This window comes from Bauldia sp. (assembly GCF_020442045.1).
Classification (GTDB): Bacteria; Pseudomonadota; Alphaproteobacteria; order Rhizobiales; family Kaistiaceae; genus Bauldia.
Genome location: NZ_JAGRLA010000021.1, coordinates 1 through 15,928, shown reverse-complemented (window position 1 = coordinate 15,928; position 15,928 = coordinate 1). Strand labels below are relative to the sequence as shown.

Here is a 15,928-nt window from a genome sequence, read left to right as displayed (position 1 = left end):
TAGGGCGCGTATTTGCCGACGTTGTAGGTCGGCGTCAGCATCACGTCGAATTCCTTCGAGCCGGCCGCCGAGTTCGCCAGCATCTTGTCGAAGAAATTGTCACGGCTGAAATAGAGCAGCTCGGCCTTGCTGTCGGAGGTCTCGTTGTACTTGTCGACGACCTTGCGGAGCGCCGCCTCGGCGGGACCGCCGGGCCAGGCGAGGATGGTGATGTCGGCAAGGGCGGCCGTCGACAATGCGGCGGAAAGGACCGCCGCGCCGGCCAGACCAAGAAATCGCGATATCATAGCTGAGGTCCCCCCTTATGCGAATATGATCGATATTCCTTAATTGTAGAATTGCATTCATATTAAAAGAAGTTTACCACCTTCTTGGGTCGGGTCAAGCGGAAGGCGCTGGAAGGGCGGAGGCGATGGGCGACGGCGATGCGACACCGGACGGCGGGGCGAAAAATCCCGGCGGAACGACGCCGGGATCGGGGCCGCTTATCGCTAGGGACGCCTTTGTCGGTCTCGACCGTCTCACGCATCTCGCGGCGGGTGGCGAGACGCCGATGCTGAAGAGCCACATGGCCGCCATCGAGCGCTTCATGGCCGACAAGTCGGACGGCATGGCCGGGCGCGGGCGGCTGCTCGATACGGCGACGCGGGTGCGCGAAAAGGCGGCGCGCCTCACCGCGATGGAGCCTGGCGACGTCTCGTTTCTCATCAATGCCTCCGACGGCATGATCCTCGCCGCGTCCGCCTTCAACGCCAATCCCGGCGACAACGTCGTCGTCGCTCCCGCGGATTTTCCCTCCGTCGTGCTTGCCGCCGCCGGGCCGCGGTCGCGCGGCATCGATATCCGCTGGGCGGGAAGCGGTGCGGCCGCGACCAGCGAGGACTACGCCGCGGTGGTCGATTCCCGGACGCGGGCCATCTTCGTCAGCCACGTCAGTCACCTGACGGGGGCGCGGCAGGATCTCGAGGCGCTGCGCGCCATCGCCGATTCCGTCGGCGCCCGGCTGATCGTCGACGTCTCCCACGCCCTCGGGCCGGTGCCGGTCGACGGCAGCCTTTGCGACATCCTCGTCTGCTGTTGCTACAAGTGGCTCCTCGCCGTTCACGGCTGCGGCCTGTTCTGCGTCAACCAGCGGCGCTGGCCCGAGCTTTCGCCGCCCGGCCTCGGCTGGCATTCCGTTGAGGAGCCGGATGCCCGCCTGCCGCTTGACGGCCACCGGGTCAAGTCCGGACCCGATCGCTTCGAGACCGGCAACCCGCCGCTCCTCGCGATCCACGTCCTGGAGAACGGCCTCGACCACCTGCTCGCGATTCCGCCGGAGACCCGCTTCGCCCATTGCGCGGCGCTTGGCCACCGGCTGCGCGATGGCATGATCGACCTCGGACTCGACGTGACGACGCCGGCGGAGGCGGAATTCCGGGCCGCCAATATCTGCTTCGCCGTCGACGATGCCGAGGGTGTCGAGGCGCGGTTGCGCGAACGCGACATCGTCGTTTGGGGCAGCGAGGGCCGGGTGCGGATTTCGCCCTATCTCTATAACGACGCGGGCGACGTCGACCGCTGCCTCGCCGTCCTTCCGGAGGCCCTTTGACCGCGCGGACCGCGCCGCCAGGGGAGCCGTCCGCCGCGGTGTCATTCGACGAGCTCGGCGACGTTGAACAGGCTGTCGCCCGACTGGCTGTGGGTATGGAGGCGGCGGGAAAGCACCACGCCCCCGGCCCGGAAACGGAGCTCCTCCGGCGGCTCCAGTGGCCGTTCGAGGTCGTGCATCCAGCCGGCGATGTCGCCGGCCGCGACGATATCGCCGATATCGACGGCGGGCTCGAACCAGCCTTGCCTTTCGGCATAGACGAAGAAGCTCTGCGGACCCTGGCTGATGATGCGGGTCTCGGTCTCGACGTCGCTGTCGGTCAGCAGCCGCTTCTTCGTGATGCCGAGGGCGAGAAGCAGGTTGTCGACGGCGAGCGCAGTCATCGCCATGGTGCGCGGCGTCGCCGTCGCCCCGCCGCCGAATTCGCCCGACAGGCCGATGCAGCCGGCCCTCAGCGCCGCCGCCATCGAGGTCGGCGAGTCGGGTCCGTTATCGGCGATCATCCCATAGGGCATCCGCATCGCCCCGAGCAGCGCGACCGCCTTTTCCTGGCGCGCCGGGTCCGGCATGCGCTCGATCAGCGAGCAGATCAGGTGGTCCATGCTGGTGCCGCCGGAATGGATGTCGAACAGCACATCGTGGCGCGGCAGGATATCGTGCTCGACATAATGGGCGATGCGATGGGTCGGTCCCCCGGCGGGATCGCCGGGAAAGGCACGGTTGAGGTTGCCGCCGTCGAAGGGCGAGCAGCGCTTGGCCGCCATCACAGCCGGGAGATTGGTCGCCGGCAGGATCGTCACGCTGCCGGTCACCGCCTCCGCCTCGAGCAGGCGCATGACCTTGAGAAGCGTCAGCTCCCCCTCATACTCGTCGCCGTGATTGCCGGCCATCAGCACCAGGCCCGGTCCCTCGCCATTGGCGATCCGGCAGACCGGAACCTTGATCTGGTAATAGGGAGACCGGTCGATCGAATACGGAAAGCTGATGAAACCGGTCTGCTTGCCGTCCTTGTCCCAGGCAATGTCGCAAAAGGCGCCGGTGTGCATTATGCGCGGGTCTCCGGTTGCGCCGGCACGGGCCGCGTCGCCCGCCGGGAATGGATGTGAATTGAAATCGGGAGTTGACGATGAAGATTGAAGACGGACTGCATCTGGTTCTGAGCGGCGGCGCGGGCTTCGACCTTTCCGACGCCTTTGACTGCAACGTCTTCATGATCGCGGCCGGCGACCAATGGCTGCTCTTCGATTCCGGCGCCGGGCGCAATCCGGAGCGCCTCTCCGAAATCCTCGCCGAGGACGGCATCGATCCCGCCGCGATTCGCCATCTCTTCGTCACCCATGGTCATGCCGACCATTCCGGCGGCGCCGCCGATCTCCGCGAGCGGCTGCGCCTCACGACCTATGCCGGCGCCGCGACGGCGAAGATGGTCGAGGCCGGCGACGAGGTGGCGATCAGCCTCGACCGCGCCCGCCAGGCCGGCGTCTATCCGGCCGACTACCGCTATCGCGCCTGCGCCATCGACACCGTCGTCGAGCCGGGCCGGCCGCTGGCCGTCGGCCCGGTCACCATCGAGCTGATCGAGACGCCCGGCCATTCCTTCGATCACGCCTCCTACCTGGTCACCACCCCGACGCGACGCATCCTTGTCGGCGGTGACGCCCTCTTCTGGGGCGGCAAGGTCGCCATCCAGGACATCTATGACTGCAACATCGGCGCGGTCTGCGCGACGGTCCGCACCCTCGCCGCGGTCGATTTCGACACGCTGCTGCCCGGTCACCTGAATTTCAGCCTCCGCGACGCCCGGCGCCACGCCGATGCGGCGATGGACTATGTGGCGCGGCTCGCCTGTCCGCCGTCGATCATCGTCTGACCCGCGGATGGCGGCGTCATCCATCGCGCATCGCCCCGAAGATCATCGCCGACAGGCCGCCGTCGACGGTGATCGTGCTGCCGGTCGTGTAGCGGTTCTCGTCCTCGGCGAGGAAAAGCGCCGCGGCGGCACAGTCCTCCGGAAGCCCGGGACGGGCGAGCGCCACCTCGTCGTGAAGCGACGCCGCGAGCTTCGGCTCCTCGTACTGGTCGGCTGCGTTGGGGACCCTGATCGGCCCCGGCGCGATCATGTTGGCGAGGATGCCGTAGCGAGCGAGGTCGACCGCCATCGCCCGGGTCAGCATCGCGACGCCGCCCTTGGCGGCGACATATTGCGCGGCATCCGGCTCTGACATGAAGCTGTTGACCGAGCCGATGGTGACGATCCGGCCGCCCTTGCCGGCCGCGACCATCGCCTCGGCGACCTTGCGGCAGACGCGGAAGGTGCCGGTCAGATTGACCGCGATATACCGGTCCCAGTCGTCGTCGGTGACGGTCAGGAAATTGGCGCCGCCCTTCAGCGCCGCCGCGGTGGCGAGCACGTCCGGCGGGCCGAAGACCGCCAGCGCCCTGGCGACCGCCTGGTCGGTATCGCCGCGGTCGGCGAGGTCGATCGGCACCGGGACCACCGAGGCCTCGTTCCACGCCGCCCGGTATGGCGCCTTGTCGAGCGCCGGCGCCAGGTCCATCGCCACCACCCTCGCGCCTTCGCGGGCGAAGCGGGTGGTCACCGCGCCGCCGATGCCGCCTGCCGCTCCGGTGACGATCGCGATCTTGCCGGCGAGGCGCCCCTGGGAAGCGGCGGTGGCGTCCATGAGGGGCCCCTCAGGATATCCGCTTGCCGGTTCCGGCGTCGAACAGGTGAAGCTTGCCGGCCTCGGCCGTGAACGCCGCGGATTCGCCGTTCTTCAGGCCATGTCGCCCGCGCAGCACGGCAACCATCTCCTCGCCTTCGAAGCTGGCGATGACATGCTCCTCCGGCCCGGTCGGCTCGACGATGCGGACCTCGGTGCGGAACAGGATGCCATTCTCCTGGTCGCCGCCGGCGAATGTCAGGTCCTCCGGCCGCACCCCGAGCACCGCCTCGCGGCTGGACGTGCCGCCCGCGTCGCGGCCGACGGGGATCGACTGGCCACCGGAGGTGGTAAATATTTTGCCGTCGAACTTTCCGGCGAAGAAATTCATAGCCGGCGAACCGATGAACCCGGCGACGAAGATATTATCCGGCCGGTCATAGAGCTCGATCGGGCTTCCGATCTGCTCGATATTGCCGCTCTGCATGACGACGATCTTGTCGGCCATCGTCATCGCCTCGATCTGGTCATGGGTGACGTAGATCGTCGTCGATCCGAGCCGCTGGTGCAGTTCCTTGATCTCGGCCCGCATCCTGACCCTGAGCTTGGCGTCGAGGTTGGAGAGCGGCTCGTCGAACAGGAAGACCTTGGGGTCGCGGACGATCGCCCGGCCCATCGCGACCCGCTGCCGCTGACCGCCGGAAAGCTGGCGCGGAAGCCGCTGGAGCAGCGATTCGAGCTTGAGGATCTCGGCCGAACGCCGCACCCGGCTGGCGATCTCGTTCCGCGCGACGCCGGCCAGCCGCAGCGCGAATCCCATGTTCCGCTCGACGCTCATATGCGGGTAGAGCGCGTAATTCTGGAAGACCATCGCGATGTCGCGGTCCTTCGGCGGATCGAGATTGACCAGCTTGTCGCCAATGCGGATTTCGCCGGAGGTGACGTCCTCGAGGCCGGCGACCATCCTCAGCAGCGTGGACTTGCCGCATCCCGACGGCCCGACCAGGGTGACGAATTCGCCATTCTCTATGACGATGTCGACGCCGTGCAGAACCTCGATGTCACCGAAAGACTTGCGCAGCTCCTTGACGACAACACTGGCCATAAAGACATCCCCCGGCACCAAACTGGCTTGTCCCGGACCACCCGGTCCGGCCGATGCGATCCGGGTATTGACCCGGAACCGGAAAATGATAGCCTTCCGCCCGAACGAACGCAATTACATTACAATGGAACTCCCGGCTGCGACGCCCGGATCGACACCACGCTGCCGGAAGGCGCATTTTTCAGGAAAACGACGGGGAACCCATGGGGCAGCAGGTGCATCTCGACGGGACGGACAGCAAGCCGGGTGAAGCGGCGCCGTACCGGAGGCTTCGCGAGCTCGGAATCACGCTGCCGCCGGCGCCGAAGCCGGTCGCCAATTTCGTCACGTCGGTCCGCGACGGCGATTACCTGTTTCTGTCGGGCCAGGGGCCGCTGGAGCCGACCGGCGTCGAGCATCACGGCAAGGTGGGGGCCGGCGTCACCATCGAGGACGCCTATCGGCACGCCCGCGTCACCGCGATCAACCTCCTCGCGGTTATCCACGATTCCCTCGGGTCGCTCGACAAGGTGCGGCGGGTGGTCAAGGTGCTCGGAATGGTCAATGCCGACCCCGGCTTCGACAGCCATCCCAAGGTGATCGACGGATGCTCCGACCTCCTGCTGGCGGTCTTCGGCGAGGAGATAGGCCGCCACGCCCGCTCGGCGGTCGGCATGGGCTCGCTGCCCAACCAGATCACGGTCGAGATCGAGGCGATCGTCGCCGTCCGCGACTGAATCCGGCGCGGCCGGCGGGACCGGGCCTCAGGGATCGCGCCAGCCGAGCGCGGTTTCGATCCGCTCCGAGCCCCGGCGGACCGCCCCGGCGTAATAGTCGCGCTTTTCAACCACCTTGTGCTCCGGCAGCACGATCGAGATCGTCGCCACGCACTGCCCCGTCCGGTCGCAGATCGGCGAGGCGACGCAGGAGACGAGGAAGTCGGTCTCGCTGATCTGGATGCAGAGCCGGTCTTGGAGCGCCTGCCGGGCCAGCCCGGAAAGGAGCGCCGGATCGGTCTCCGCCCGCTCGGTCGGCGACATCTTCGCGCTTTGCCGGAAGATCTCGAGCCGCTCCTTGTCGGGCAGGTGGCCGACCAGAAGCCGGCCGGAGGCCGTCCAGTTGAGCGGCACCCGCGTGCCGACCTCCGACGTCACCCGGAAATGCCCGGGGCCGTCGGCCATGGCGAGCACCACCATCCGGTCGCCGTCGCGGCCGCAGATCTGCACCGTCTCGCCGACCTCCCGGCAAAGCTCGTGCATCTCGTGCGTCGCCCGGCCGAGAAAATCGAGCGAATGCGCATAGGCCAGGCCGTAATGGTAGAGCCGCGGCCCGAGCCATACCGTCTTGTCGCCGCGATTGCTGAGGAGATCACGGGCGATCAGGTCGTCGATGATCGCGTAGGTGGTCGACAGCGGGGCGCCGATCGCCTTGGCGATCGCATAGGCCGTCCAGGGTTTCTCGGTCTGGTAGAGATAGTCGAGAATCTGCAAGGCACGGTCGATGCCGCTGACCCGCGTGCGGCGGGGAGCGGGGTCGGGAGACGGCGCGTCGCCGACGGCTGGGACGGTCTCGGAAACCAGGGTATTCATGCTCTTTGACAGCCTTCCGCGCCGTCGCGACGGGATGGCTGCTGCATCGTCGGGCGGCTTAATTGTTTCGTAGCAGTGGAATAGTGCTGCCCCCGGACCACGTCAAGTCAGGAGATCGCCTCGTCCACCATCCGCGGATCGATATCCTCGAAGATACGCTTCAGCCGGGGCACCAGCAGCCGCATCTCCCCTTCGGCCACCCCGGCATAGCCCATCAGCAGACCGGACATCGATGGTTTGCCGGCAAAGTAAACCGAGAGCGGTGCCAGGTTGATGCCCGCGGCGGCGGCCCGGTCGACCACGGCATGGTCGTCGATCGGCGCCCGGAACGGCGCCGCGAGCTGGATGCCGGTACGGCCGTCGATCGGGGCGAGCCACGGCCCGAGATGGTCGTCGAGCAGCGTCAGGAAGACCGCCCGGCGGCGGCCGTACAGGCGTCGCATCCTGTTGAGATGACGGAAGAAATAGCCCTGTTCGATGAAATCGGCGAGGGCCGCCTGGAGGACCAGGGGCGCGAACTGCCCGGTATTGCTGATCGCCGGCTTGATCCGGTCGGCGAGGTCAGGCGGCAACACGATGAAACCGAGCCGGATCGCCGGGAACAGCGTCTTCGAGAAGGTCCCGACATAGATCACGCGCGGATTGTCGGTCAGCCCCTGCATCGATGGCAGCGGCTGGCCACGGAAGGTGTATTCGCCATCGAAATCGTCCTCGATGACCCAGGAATTGGCGGCGCGGGCGACCTCGAGCACCGCCAGCCGCTGTTCGAGCGGCATGGTGATGCCGAGCGGATGCTGGCAGGACGGCGTCAGGTAGATCAGCCGCGGCGGTGATTTGGGATCGGCCGGAACCCGCCAGCCGTCACGATCCACCGTCAGCGGCGAAAGCCGCGCGCCGGCGCCGAGGAAGGCAGCCCGCGCGCCGAGATAGCCGGGCTCCTCCATCCATACCGTGTCGCCTTCCGCCAGCAGCAGCCGGGCCAGCAGGTCCAGCGCCGCCTGGCCACCGGTGGTGACGACGATCTGCTCCGGCGAGCACCGCACCCGCCGCATCGCCGAGAGAAAGCTCGCGATCACGTCCCGAAGCTCCGGATGGCCGGAAATATAGTGATAGCCAAACAGGTCCTCGCCGCCGAAGCGCGCCCGCCGCGACAGCAGCCGGCTCCACGTCTTGAACGGGAATTCGGCCAGCTCCGGCGTCCCGGGATGGAAGGCGGTGCGTCCCGGGAAGGTCCGTACCCGCGGCTGCGCGGTCATCAGCTCGCCCCGCCTGGACAGCTCGGCACGGGCGCCTGCCGGCGCCGGCCCGCTCGGCTGGGCGACCGGCACGGCCGCCGAGACATGGGTGCCCGATCCGCGGCGGCTCTCCAGCAAGCCCTCCGCCGCGAGCTGGTCGAGCGCCGCGATGACGGTGTTCCGCGAGATCGCCAGCTCGCCGGCAAAGGCACGGATCGAGGGCAGCCGCGTCCCCGCCGGCACGGCGCCTTCCAGGATCAGCTCGCGAAGCTGGTCGCAGAGCTGGCGGTGCAGCGGCGCGCCGTTTTTGGGCCTCAGCGCGACGAGGTCGAGCGGATAGCTGAGCTGATTTGAAACTGTACCCATCCGATTCTGGGAAAATGGCCCTGTCTGTGGGAACAACGTTAGCCATAGCCTGTCCGGTGTCAAAGCGTGCTTGAAACCGGGGGCGGCTCTTGGCAGTGACAGACCTTCGTTTCGCGTTGATCGGAGCCGGCTTCATCGGCCGCATCCACGGTCTCGCGCTCCAGGCGGTAAACCACGTCTTCGCGGACGCCCCGCGCGCCGTAGCGACGCTCCTCGTCGATCAGGACGCGGCCCTTGCCGAGCGCCAGGCCACCCAGCTCGGCTTCGCCGGATGGAGCACCGACTGGCGGGCCGCCCTCGACCGTGTCGACGCCGTCATCATCGCCGTACCGAGCTTCATGCATCGCGAGATCGCGCTTGCCGCTCTCGATGCCGGCAAGCACGTCCTGTGCGAAAAGCCGGTCGGCCGCTCGGCCGCCGAAGCCGGGGAGATTGCCGCCGCGGCCGCCAGGTCGGCGGTCACCAACGGCGTCGGCTTCACCTACCTCCGCGCGCCGATGGTGCGCCATGCCGCCGCGATCGTCGCCTCGGGCGTGCTTGGCAAGCCGGTCAGCTTCCGCGGCTGGCATGCCGAGGATTACCTCGCCGACCCTGAGGCGCCCTTCTCGTGGCGCCTCGACGCCGGCCTCGCCGGGCGGAGCGGCGCCCTCGGCGATCTCGGCTGGCACATCATCTCGATCGCCCGGCAGCTCTGCGGCCCGGTCGTGGCTCTGAACGGCCTCGCCGAGACCCGCTACGCGAAACGCGCGACGGGCAGGCCGGGCGAGCCGCCGCGCAGCGTCGAGAACGAGGACTGGGCCGGCATGCTCACCCGTTTCGAGACCGGTGCGGTCGGCAGCATCGAGGCGAGCCGAATCGCCCATGGCCGCAAGATGGATATCGGCTTCGACCTGACCTGCGAGCAGGGCGGCATCGCCTTTCACGGCGAGCGCGCCAACGAGCTCGCGCTCTACCGCCACGGTGAGGAGGCCGCGCAGCAGGGCTTCAAGACGGTGCGAATCGACGGCGCCCATCCCGATTACGCCGCCTTCCTCCCCGCGCCCGCCCATGGCCTCGGCTTCAACGACCTCAAGACGATCGAGCTTCACGGCTTCCTGCTCGCCATCGCCGCGGGACGCAATCTCGACCCCGACCTCGACGAGGCCTGCCGCATCGCCCGCGTCTGCGAGGCGGTGCTCGATTCGTCGGTCCGCGGTGCCCGGATCGAACAGCCGGAGGCCGGCCATTCCATTGGATCTCATAAGGAAACCGTTGTCGCATGACCGTCCGGATCGGCATCAACCCCATTACCTGGACGAATGACGACGTCCCCGACCTCGGCGGCGAGACGCCGCTCGAGACCTGCCTCGCCGAAACCGCCGAGGCCGGCTATCTCGGCACCGAGCTCGGCGGCAAGTTTCCCCGCGACCCCGAGGTCCTCGGCCCAATCCTCGACGGCTACGGCCTGAAGCTCGTCGCCGGCTGGTGGGACGGCCGCATCCTGGAACGCGAGATGGCGGCCGAATTCGACGCGCTTCTCCCGCATCTCACCCTCCATCGCGACCTCGGCGCCAGCCATGTCGTCTACGCCGACACCTCGGCCGGCCGGCATGACGGCATCTGGCGGCCGATTTCCGACCGCCCGAAGCTCGATGACAGCGCCTGGCCCGCCTATGGCCGCAAGCTCACCGCGCTCGCCGAGCGCATGCATGACTTCGGCGTCGGCATGGCCTTCCACCATCACATGGGGACCATCGTCGAGACCAACGCGGAGACCGAGCGGCTGATGGCGGTGACCGGCGAGGCCGTCGGCCTGCTCTTCGATACCGGCCACAGCGCCTTTTCCGGCGGCGACCCGCTGGCGCTGCTCGACGCCACGATCGGCCGCATCGTCCATGTCCACTGCAAGGATGCCCGGCCCGACAAGCTCGCCCGCGCCCGCGCCGGGGACATGAGCTTCATGGACGCCGTCCTCGACGGCATCTTCACCGTGCCGGGCGACGGAAGCATCGACTATCCGGCAATCCTTCGCCGGCTAAGCGATGCCGGCTACGAGGGCTGGCTCGTCGTCGAGGCCGAGCAGGATCCGCGCAAGGCCCACCCGCTGACCTATGCCCGCATGGGTTACGAGAACCTGCTGGGGATGGCGCGGGACGCGGGCTTCACCGTCGAGACCCGGCCGGAGGCGGCGGCATGATTCGGATCGGACGGGAAGCCGGACACGAAAAACCGGGAACGGCAAGGAAGCTCGGGACTGCGATTGAGGATTTCACATCGTCCGGCCTGACCGGCAACCGGCCGCCGGCACCGGACGCCATTCAAACCAGAGAGAGGGGAAGACCATGAAGACATTTGCACGGACTGCCCTGGCGGGCATGCTGGCACTCGGTGCCGTATCGACGGCGGCCTATGCGGACGGACTGAAGGACATGAAGGACGTCAAGATCTCCTTCGTCGTCCATGGCTCGGCATCCGATCCCTACTGGTCGGTGGTCAAGCGCGGCGTCGACGATGCGGCGGCGCTGACCGGCGCCCAGATCGACTACTACAACCCGCAGGTCTTCGACGTCGTCGAGCAGGCCCGCCTGCTCGATGCCGCGATCGCCGCCCAGCCCGACGGCATCGCCGTATCGATCGCCGACGCGAACGCCATGAAGGCCGGCGTCGAGAAGGCCGTCGCCGCGGGGATCCCCGTCATTGTCCTCGATTCAGGCGAAGATCCCGGCTACGAGTTCGGCGCCAACGGCTACGTCGGTACGGTGTCGGAATACGATTCAGGCGTGAAGGCCGGCAAGCTCCTGGCCAAGAATGGCATCCTCAAGGTCATCTGCATCAACCACGAGGTCGGCAATGTCAGTCTCGATCAGCGCTGCGACGGCCTGAACGACGGTCTCAAGGACGCCGGCGGCGGCACCGACGTGGTCGCCGTCACGCCCGATCCGGCCGACATCACCCGCCGCACCGAGGCTTATCTCTCGTCGCATCCGGACGTCCAGGCCGTCTTCGCCATGGGCGCCGGCGCCGCCAACCCGCTCATCCCCTATTTCAAGGACCACGAGCTGTTCGGCAAGATCGGCCTCTACACCTTCGACATCAGCCCGGAGGTGCTCGACTCGATCATCGCCGGCGAGATGGGCTTTGGCATGGATGCCCAGCAATACCTGATGGGCTTCCTGCCGGCGCTTTACCTCGTCGAGATGGCCACCAACGGCATCATGCCGATCAACTCGACCTATACCGGCCCGCTCTTCGTCGACACGCCCGAGAAGGCGACCGCGATCCTGACCCTGGCCAAGCAGGGCATCCGCTGACGGTGCATGTCGGGAGGTCGCCCGCCGGCGGCCTCCCGGTGCGTTGAGAAACGGCCCGGCGGCGACACCCGTCGCCGTCGGGCGCTCATTCGGAACCAGCAGACAAACGCGCTACAATCAACGGCGCCGAGCAGCAGGGACTTCTTATGGCAGGGACGGATTCTGTCGCGATCAGCAGCAAGCGGCACGGCGCGACAGACGAACGCATCGCCCGGACGGGCTGGCTGACCAGGCTGTTGCGACGGCCGGAAGCCGGCGCGGCGAGCGGCCTCATCGCCACCATCGTCATCTTCGCCCTCCTGCCGGGAGCCGGCGCGCTCTATTCGCTGCAGGGGTCGATGACCTTCCTGACGCTGTCGGCCGAGCTCGGCATCATCGCCACCGCGGCGGCGCTCCTCATCATCGCCGGCGAGTTCGACCTTTCCGTCGGCTCGATGATCGGCTTTGCCGGCATCGTCATCGGGCTCACCGTCCGCTATCTCGATTTCCCGCTCTGGGGCGGCATCCTCTCCGCCTTCGCCACCGCGGTGGTCGTCGGCTATTTCAACGGCCTTATCGTCGTCCGCACCCGGCTGCCTTCCTTCATCGTCACCCTCGCCTCGCTCTTCATCCTCCGCGGCCTGTCGATCGCGGTCACCCGTGCCGTCACCGGCCGCACCCAGATCCCCTATATCCTCGACGAGATCCCCGATCCTGGCACCGCGAAGCTCTTCAACGGCGAGGTCTTTACCGGCTTCTTCCACTGGATGGGGGAGATGGGATGGATCGCCACCCGCAGCGACGGGACGCCGCTCGTCGGCGGCGTGCCGATGTCGATCGTCTGGTGGATCGGCGTCACGGCAGTCGCCAGCTACATCCTCACCCAGACCCGCTTCGGCAACTGGATCTACGCTTCGGGCGGCGATGCCGACGTCGCCCGCAACGTCGGCGTGCCGGTCTCGCGGGTCAAGATCATCCTCTTCATCGGCACCGCCTGCGCCGCCACGCTTCTCGCCACCATCCAGGTCACCGAGGCCGGTTCCGCCGATACGCTGCGCGGCCTGCTCAAGGAGTTCGAGGCGATCATCGCCGCGGTGATCGGCGGCGTATTGCTGACCGGCGGCTACGGCACGGTGATCGGCGCCATGTTCGGCGCCCTGATCTTCGGCCTCGTCCAGATGGGTATCTTCTTCACCGGCATCGATACCGACTGGTTCAAGGTCTTCCTCGGCATCGTCATCCTCGTCGCCGTGCTGGTCAACAACTACATCCGCGCCAAGGCGCTCGGCGAAAGGACGGCACGATGATCGCTCCGGCCATGGCACTGCGCGGCGTCACCAAGCGCTTCGGCTCGGTCATCGCGCTTCGCGACGTCGATATCGAGGTCCGGCCCGGCGAGGTCCACTGCCTGCTCGGCGACAACGGCGCCGGCAAGTCGACCCTGATCAAGATCCTTTCCGGGGTCTTCCGGCCGACCGCCGGCGAGATCCTCATCGACGGCGGGCCGGTCGTCTTCCGCAATCCCCGCGACGCCCAGGAGCGCGGCATCGCCACCGTCTTCCAGGACCTCGGGATGATCCCCCTGATGAGCATCTCGCGGAACTTCTTCCTCGGCCGGGAGCCGCTCAAAGGCATCTTCCCCTTCCGCCGCTTCGACAAGGACCAGGCCAATACGGTCGCCCGCGCGGCGATGGCCGATATCGGCATTGACGTTCGCGACCCGACCCAGGCGGTCGGCACCCTGTCGGGCGGCGAGCGCCAGTCGGTCGCCATCGCCCGCGCCATCCATTTCGGCGCCAAGGTGCTGATCCTCGACGAGCCGACCTCGGCGCTCGGCGTCCACCAGGCGGCGATGGTGCTGAAATTCGTCATCGAGGCGCGGCTGCGCGGCCTCGCCGTGATCTTCATCAGCCACAACATCCACCACGCCTACCCGGTCGGCGATGTCTTCACCCTGCTCAATCGCGGCCAGAACCAGGGCACCTACCGCAAGTCGGAGATCTCCCGCGAGGAGGTCATGCAGATCATGTCCGGTGGCGAGGACCTGCGATCGCTCGAAGCCGAGATCGAGGGGCTGCTCTCGGCCATCGCCGAGAAGGAAAGCACTCAACCGGCGGCGACGGCCTGATGCGCGCGGCAATCGTCGGTTCGGGCTACATCGCCCGCGTCCATGCCCGCCTCATCGCCGGGCTCGGTGGCGAGGTGGTCGGCGTCTGCAGCCGGACGCTCTCCGGCGCTGAAGCGATGGGCGTCGGCCAGGCCTACGACAATCTCGACGCGATGCTGCGGGACGAGAAGCCGGATGTCGTCCATGTCTGCTCGCCGAACAGCTTCCATGCGGAACAGGCGATCGCCGCCTTCGAGGCCGGTGCCCATGTGTTGTGCGAAAAGCCGATGGCGACCTCGTCCGACGACTGCCGGCGGATGATCGACGCCGCCGGCCGGGCGGGCAAGGTCGGCGCCATCGCCTATTGCTATCGCGGCTACCCGGCCGTTCGCGAATTGCGCCGCATGGTCCTTTCCGGCGACTTCGGGGCGCTGTGGCGGGTCACCGGCCTCTATCTCTCGCAGGACGTCTGCGATCCGGACAAATATGTCTGGCATTTCTCGCCGGGCCTTTGCGGGCCGGCTTTCGCCCTGTTCGACTATGGCGTCCACTGGCTGGACCTCGTCCAGTTCGTCACCGGCCAGCCAATCACCGGGATCATCGCGACCTTCAATACCCGCCGCCCGGACCGCGTCTGGCGCGGCCGCCCCGGCGAGGGCGCGAAGCCGCGAGGCCGCGCCGTCGACGGTGGCGTCGCCGTCGACTTCGCGCTGGAGGACCAGGCCGACATCATGCTCCGCCTCAGCGGCGGAGCATCGGGCACGGCGACCATCATGGCCTTGTCGCCCGGCAACCCCAACCACATCGCGCTTTCCGTCGATGGCGCGGCCGGCGGCTTCGACTGGCTGCAGGAACAGCCGAACAGCTTCGTCGAACGCCGCCCGGGCCGGAAGATCGTCCGCGATCGCGACCCCGACCGGCTCGGTCCGGACGATCGCTGGACCGCCTCGGTCCCCGCCGGCCATCCGGAGGGCTACCCCGACGCCTTCCGCAACGTCATCGCTGAATCCTGGCGGGGGATGCGTGGCGAGACCGACAACTTCCCGACATTCGGCGCCGGGCTGCGCGGCATCGCCATTGTCGAGGCGGCGGTGACCAGCGCCACGGAGCGCCGGCCGGTCGACGTCGCGGTTCCCGACGCCGATTTCGCCCGCGACTACCCGGCTTCCTGACCGAATCCCCCGCCGGCCGTCCCGGCCCCTGAAATTGTCGTAAGCCGGCGAAGCGGCTATCCTCGCTCCGCCATATGGCCCCATCCTTGCACCTCGCCAGGGGCCATGTCGTGGCAGGCATGACGCACTTTTTTGGCAACGCGGCCGCCGCACGAAGCGCGCCCGCCCTGGAGGGGATGATACGATCATGCAGAAGACGCTTTCGAACTGGATGCCGGCCACGCGCCGCGCGTTTCTCGGGCTGGCGGCCGCGGCTTTCGCCGCTTTCGGCCTTGCCGGCCAGGCGCCCGCCCTGGCGGAGGGCAGCATCAAGGTCGCCGCGATCTACACCGTCCCGGTCGAGCAGCAGTGGGTCAGCCGCATCCACAAGGCGCTGACCGCCGCCAGGGAACGCGGCGATATCGAATACGTCTATTCCGAAAACGTCGCCAATACCGACTATGAGCGCGTCATGCGCGAATATGCCGAGCAGGGCAACGACCTGATCATCGGCGAGGCGTTCAGCGTCGAGCGCGCCGCCCGCAACGTCGCCGCCGACTATCCCGATATCGCCTTCCTGATGGGCTCTTCCTTCGGCCCGAGCCAGCCGAATTTCGCCGTCTTCGACAACTTCATCCACGAGCCGAGCTACCTCACCGGCATGATCGCCGGCGCCGCGACCGAGTCGAACATCATCGGCATGGTCGGCGGCTACGCCATCCCCGAGGTCAACCGGCTGATGAATGCCTTCATGGAAGGCGCGCTGTCGGTCAATCCCGACGTCAAGTTCCTCGTCACCTTCATCAACTCCTGGTACGACCCGCCCAAGGCCAAGGAATCGGCCTTCGCGATGATCGATAGCGGCGCCGACAT

Annotated in this window: 15 protein-coding genes and 1 pseudogene; 10 read left to right on the top strand and 6 right to left on the bottom strand. The window is 67.5% G+C overall.

Features of this window, described 5'->3' with window-relative positions; genetic code table 11:
* Nucleotides 1-287 (bottom strand): annotated as a pseudogene (locus KDJ86_RS02400) (sugar ABC transporter substrate-binding protein); the annotation flags it as partial.
* Between the two features lie 125 nt (nt 288-412).
* On the opposite strand from KDJ86_RS02400, the gene KDJ86_RS02395 reads away from it, so the two are divergent.
* Nucleotides 413-1,591 (top strand): aminotransferase class V-fold PLP-dependent enzyme, encoded by a 1,179-nt coding sequence (locus KDJ86_RS02395; protein WP_291742410.1) that lies wholly within the window; start codon nt 413-415, stop codon nt 1,589-1,591.
* A gap of 41 nt (nt 1,592-1,632) precedes the next feature.
* Here the strand turns inward: KDJ86_RS02395 and KDJ86_RS02390 are convergent, their stop codons facing one another.
* Entirely contained in the window at nt 1,633-2,637 is a 1,005-nt protein-coding gene (locus KDJ86_RS02390) for a succinylglutamate desuccinylase/aspartoacylase family protein (RefSeq protein WP_291742408.1), read from the bottom strand.
* Nucleotides 2,638-2,717: 80 nt separating this feature from the next.
* Between KDJ86_RS02390 and KDJ86_RS02385 the strand changes: the two genes are divergently transcribed.
* Nucleotides 2,718-3,461: an MBL fold metallo-hydrolase gene (locus KDJ86_RS02385; RefSeq protein WP_291742405.1), complete on the top strand. Its 744-nt coding sequence runs from the start codon at nt 2,718-2,720 to the stop codon at nt 3,459-3,461.
* 16 nt (nt 3,462-3,477) lie between these two features.
* On the opposite strand, the gene KDJ86_RS02380 is transcribed toward KDJ86_RS02385, so the two are convergent.
* Together KDJ86_RS02380 and KDJ86_RS02375 are read right to left on the bottom strand one after the other, a co-directional pair.
* Entirely contained in the window at nt 3,478-4,275 is a 798-nt protein-coding gene (locus KDJ86_RS02380) for an SDR family NAD(P)-dependent oxidoreductase (RefSeq protein ID WP_291742402.1), read from the bottom strand.
* 10 nt (nt 4,276-4,285) lie between these two features.
* Nucleotides 4,286-5,359 carry an ABC transporter ATP-binding protein gene (locus KDJ86_RS02375; protein WP_291742399.1) on the bottom strand — a complete coding sequence of 358 codons (1,074 nt, stop codon included), beginning with the start codon at nt 5,357-5,359 and terminating at the stop codon, nt 4,286-4,288.
* Between the two features lie 203 nt (nt 5,360-5,562).
* Here KDJ86_RS02375 and KDJ86_RS02370 point away from each other — a divergent pair, with 203 nt between their 5' ends.
* Nucleotides 5,563-6,075, top strand: a complete 513-nt coding sequence (locus tag KDJ86_RS02370; protein ID WP_291742396.1) for a RidA family protein — start codon at nt 5,563-5,565, stop codon at nt 6,073-6,075.
* A gap of 27 nt (nt 6,076-6,102) precedes the next feature.
* Here the strand turns inward: KDJ86_RS02370 and KDJ86_RS02365 are convergent, their stop codons facing one another.
* Both KDJ86_RS02365 and mocR read right to left on the bottom strand, forming a co-directional pair.
* Entirely contained in the window at nt 6,103-6,927 is an 825-nt protein-coding gene (locus KDJ86_RS02365; RefSeq protein WP_291742393.1) for an IclR family transcriptional regulator, read from the bottom strand.
* A gap of 107 nt (nt 6,928-7,034) precedes the next feature.
* On the bottom strand, nt 7,035-8,528 hold the full coding sequence (gene mocR / locus KDJ86_RS02360; RefSeq protein WP_291742390.1) for a rhizopine catabolism transcriptional regulator MocR: 1,494 nt from the start codon (nt 8,526-8,528) through the stop codon (nt 7,035-7,037).
* Nucleotides 8,529-8,623: 95 nt separating this feature from the next.
* Between mocR and KDJ86_RS02355 the strand changes: the two genes are divergently transcribed.
* From KDJ86_RS02355 to KDJ86_RS02325, 7 genes are all read left to right on the top strand, one after another.
* Entirely contained in the window at nt 8,624-9,790 is a 1,167-nt protein-coding gene (locus KDJ86_RS02355) for a Gfo/Idh/MocA family protein (protein WP_291742387.1), read from the top strand.
* On the top strand, nt 9,787-10,704 hold the full coding sequence (gene iolE, locus KDJ86_RS02350) for a myo-inosose-2 dehydratase (protein ID WP_291742385.1): 918 nt from the start codon (nt 9,787-9,789) through the stop codon (nt 10,702-10,704). Before KDJ86_RS02355 ends, iolE begins: the two co-directional genes overlap by 4 nt.
* A gap of 145 nt (nt 10,705-10,849) precedes the next feature.
* Nucleotides 10,850-11,818: a rhizopine catabolism ABC transporter substrate-binding protein gene (locus KDJ86_RS02345; protein ID WP_291742382.1), complete on the top strand. Its 969-nt coding sequence runs from the start codon at nt 10,850-10,852 to the stop codon at nt 11,816-11,818.
* 146 nt (nt 11,819-11,964) lie between these two features.
* Nucleotides 11,965-13,104 carry an ABC transporter permease gene (locus KDJ86_RS02340; protein WP_291742379.1) on the top strand — a complete coding sequence of 380 codons (1,140 nt, stop codon included), beginning with the start codon at nt 11,965-11,967 and terminating at the stop codon, nt 13,102-13,104.
* Entirely contained in the window at nt 13,101-13,925 is an 825-nt protein-coding gene (locus KDJ86_RS02335; protein ID WP_291742376.1) for an ATP-binding cassette domain-containing protein, read from the top strand. Before KDJ86_RS02340 ends, KDJ86_RS02335 begins: the two co-directional genes overlap by 4 nt.
* The gene (locus tag KDJ86_RS02330) at nt 13,925-15,076 is read left to right on the top strand and encodes a Gfo/Idh/MocA family protein (RefSeq protein WP_291742372.1); all 1,152 of its coding nucleotides are present in this window, start codon (nt 13,925-13,927) and stop codon (nt 15,074-15,076) included. Before KDJ86_RS02335 ends, KDJ86_RS02330 begins: the two co-directional genes overlap by 1 nt.
* A 187-nt stretch (nt 15,077-15,263) precedes the next feature.
* Nucleotides 15,264-15,928 (top strand): BMP family protein (locus KDJ86_RS02325; protein ID WP_291742369.1); only part of this gene is annotated, 665 nt, incomplete at its 3' end.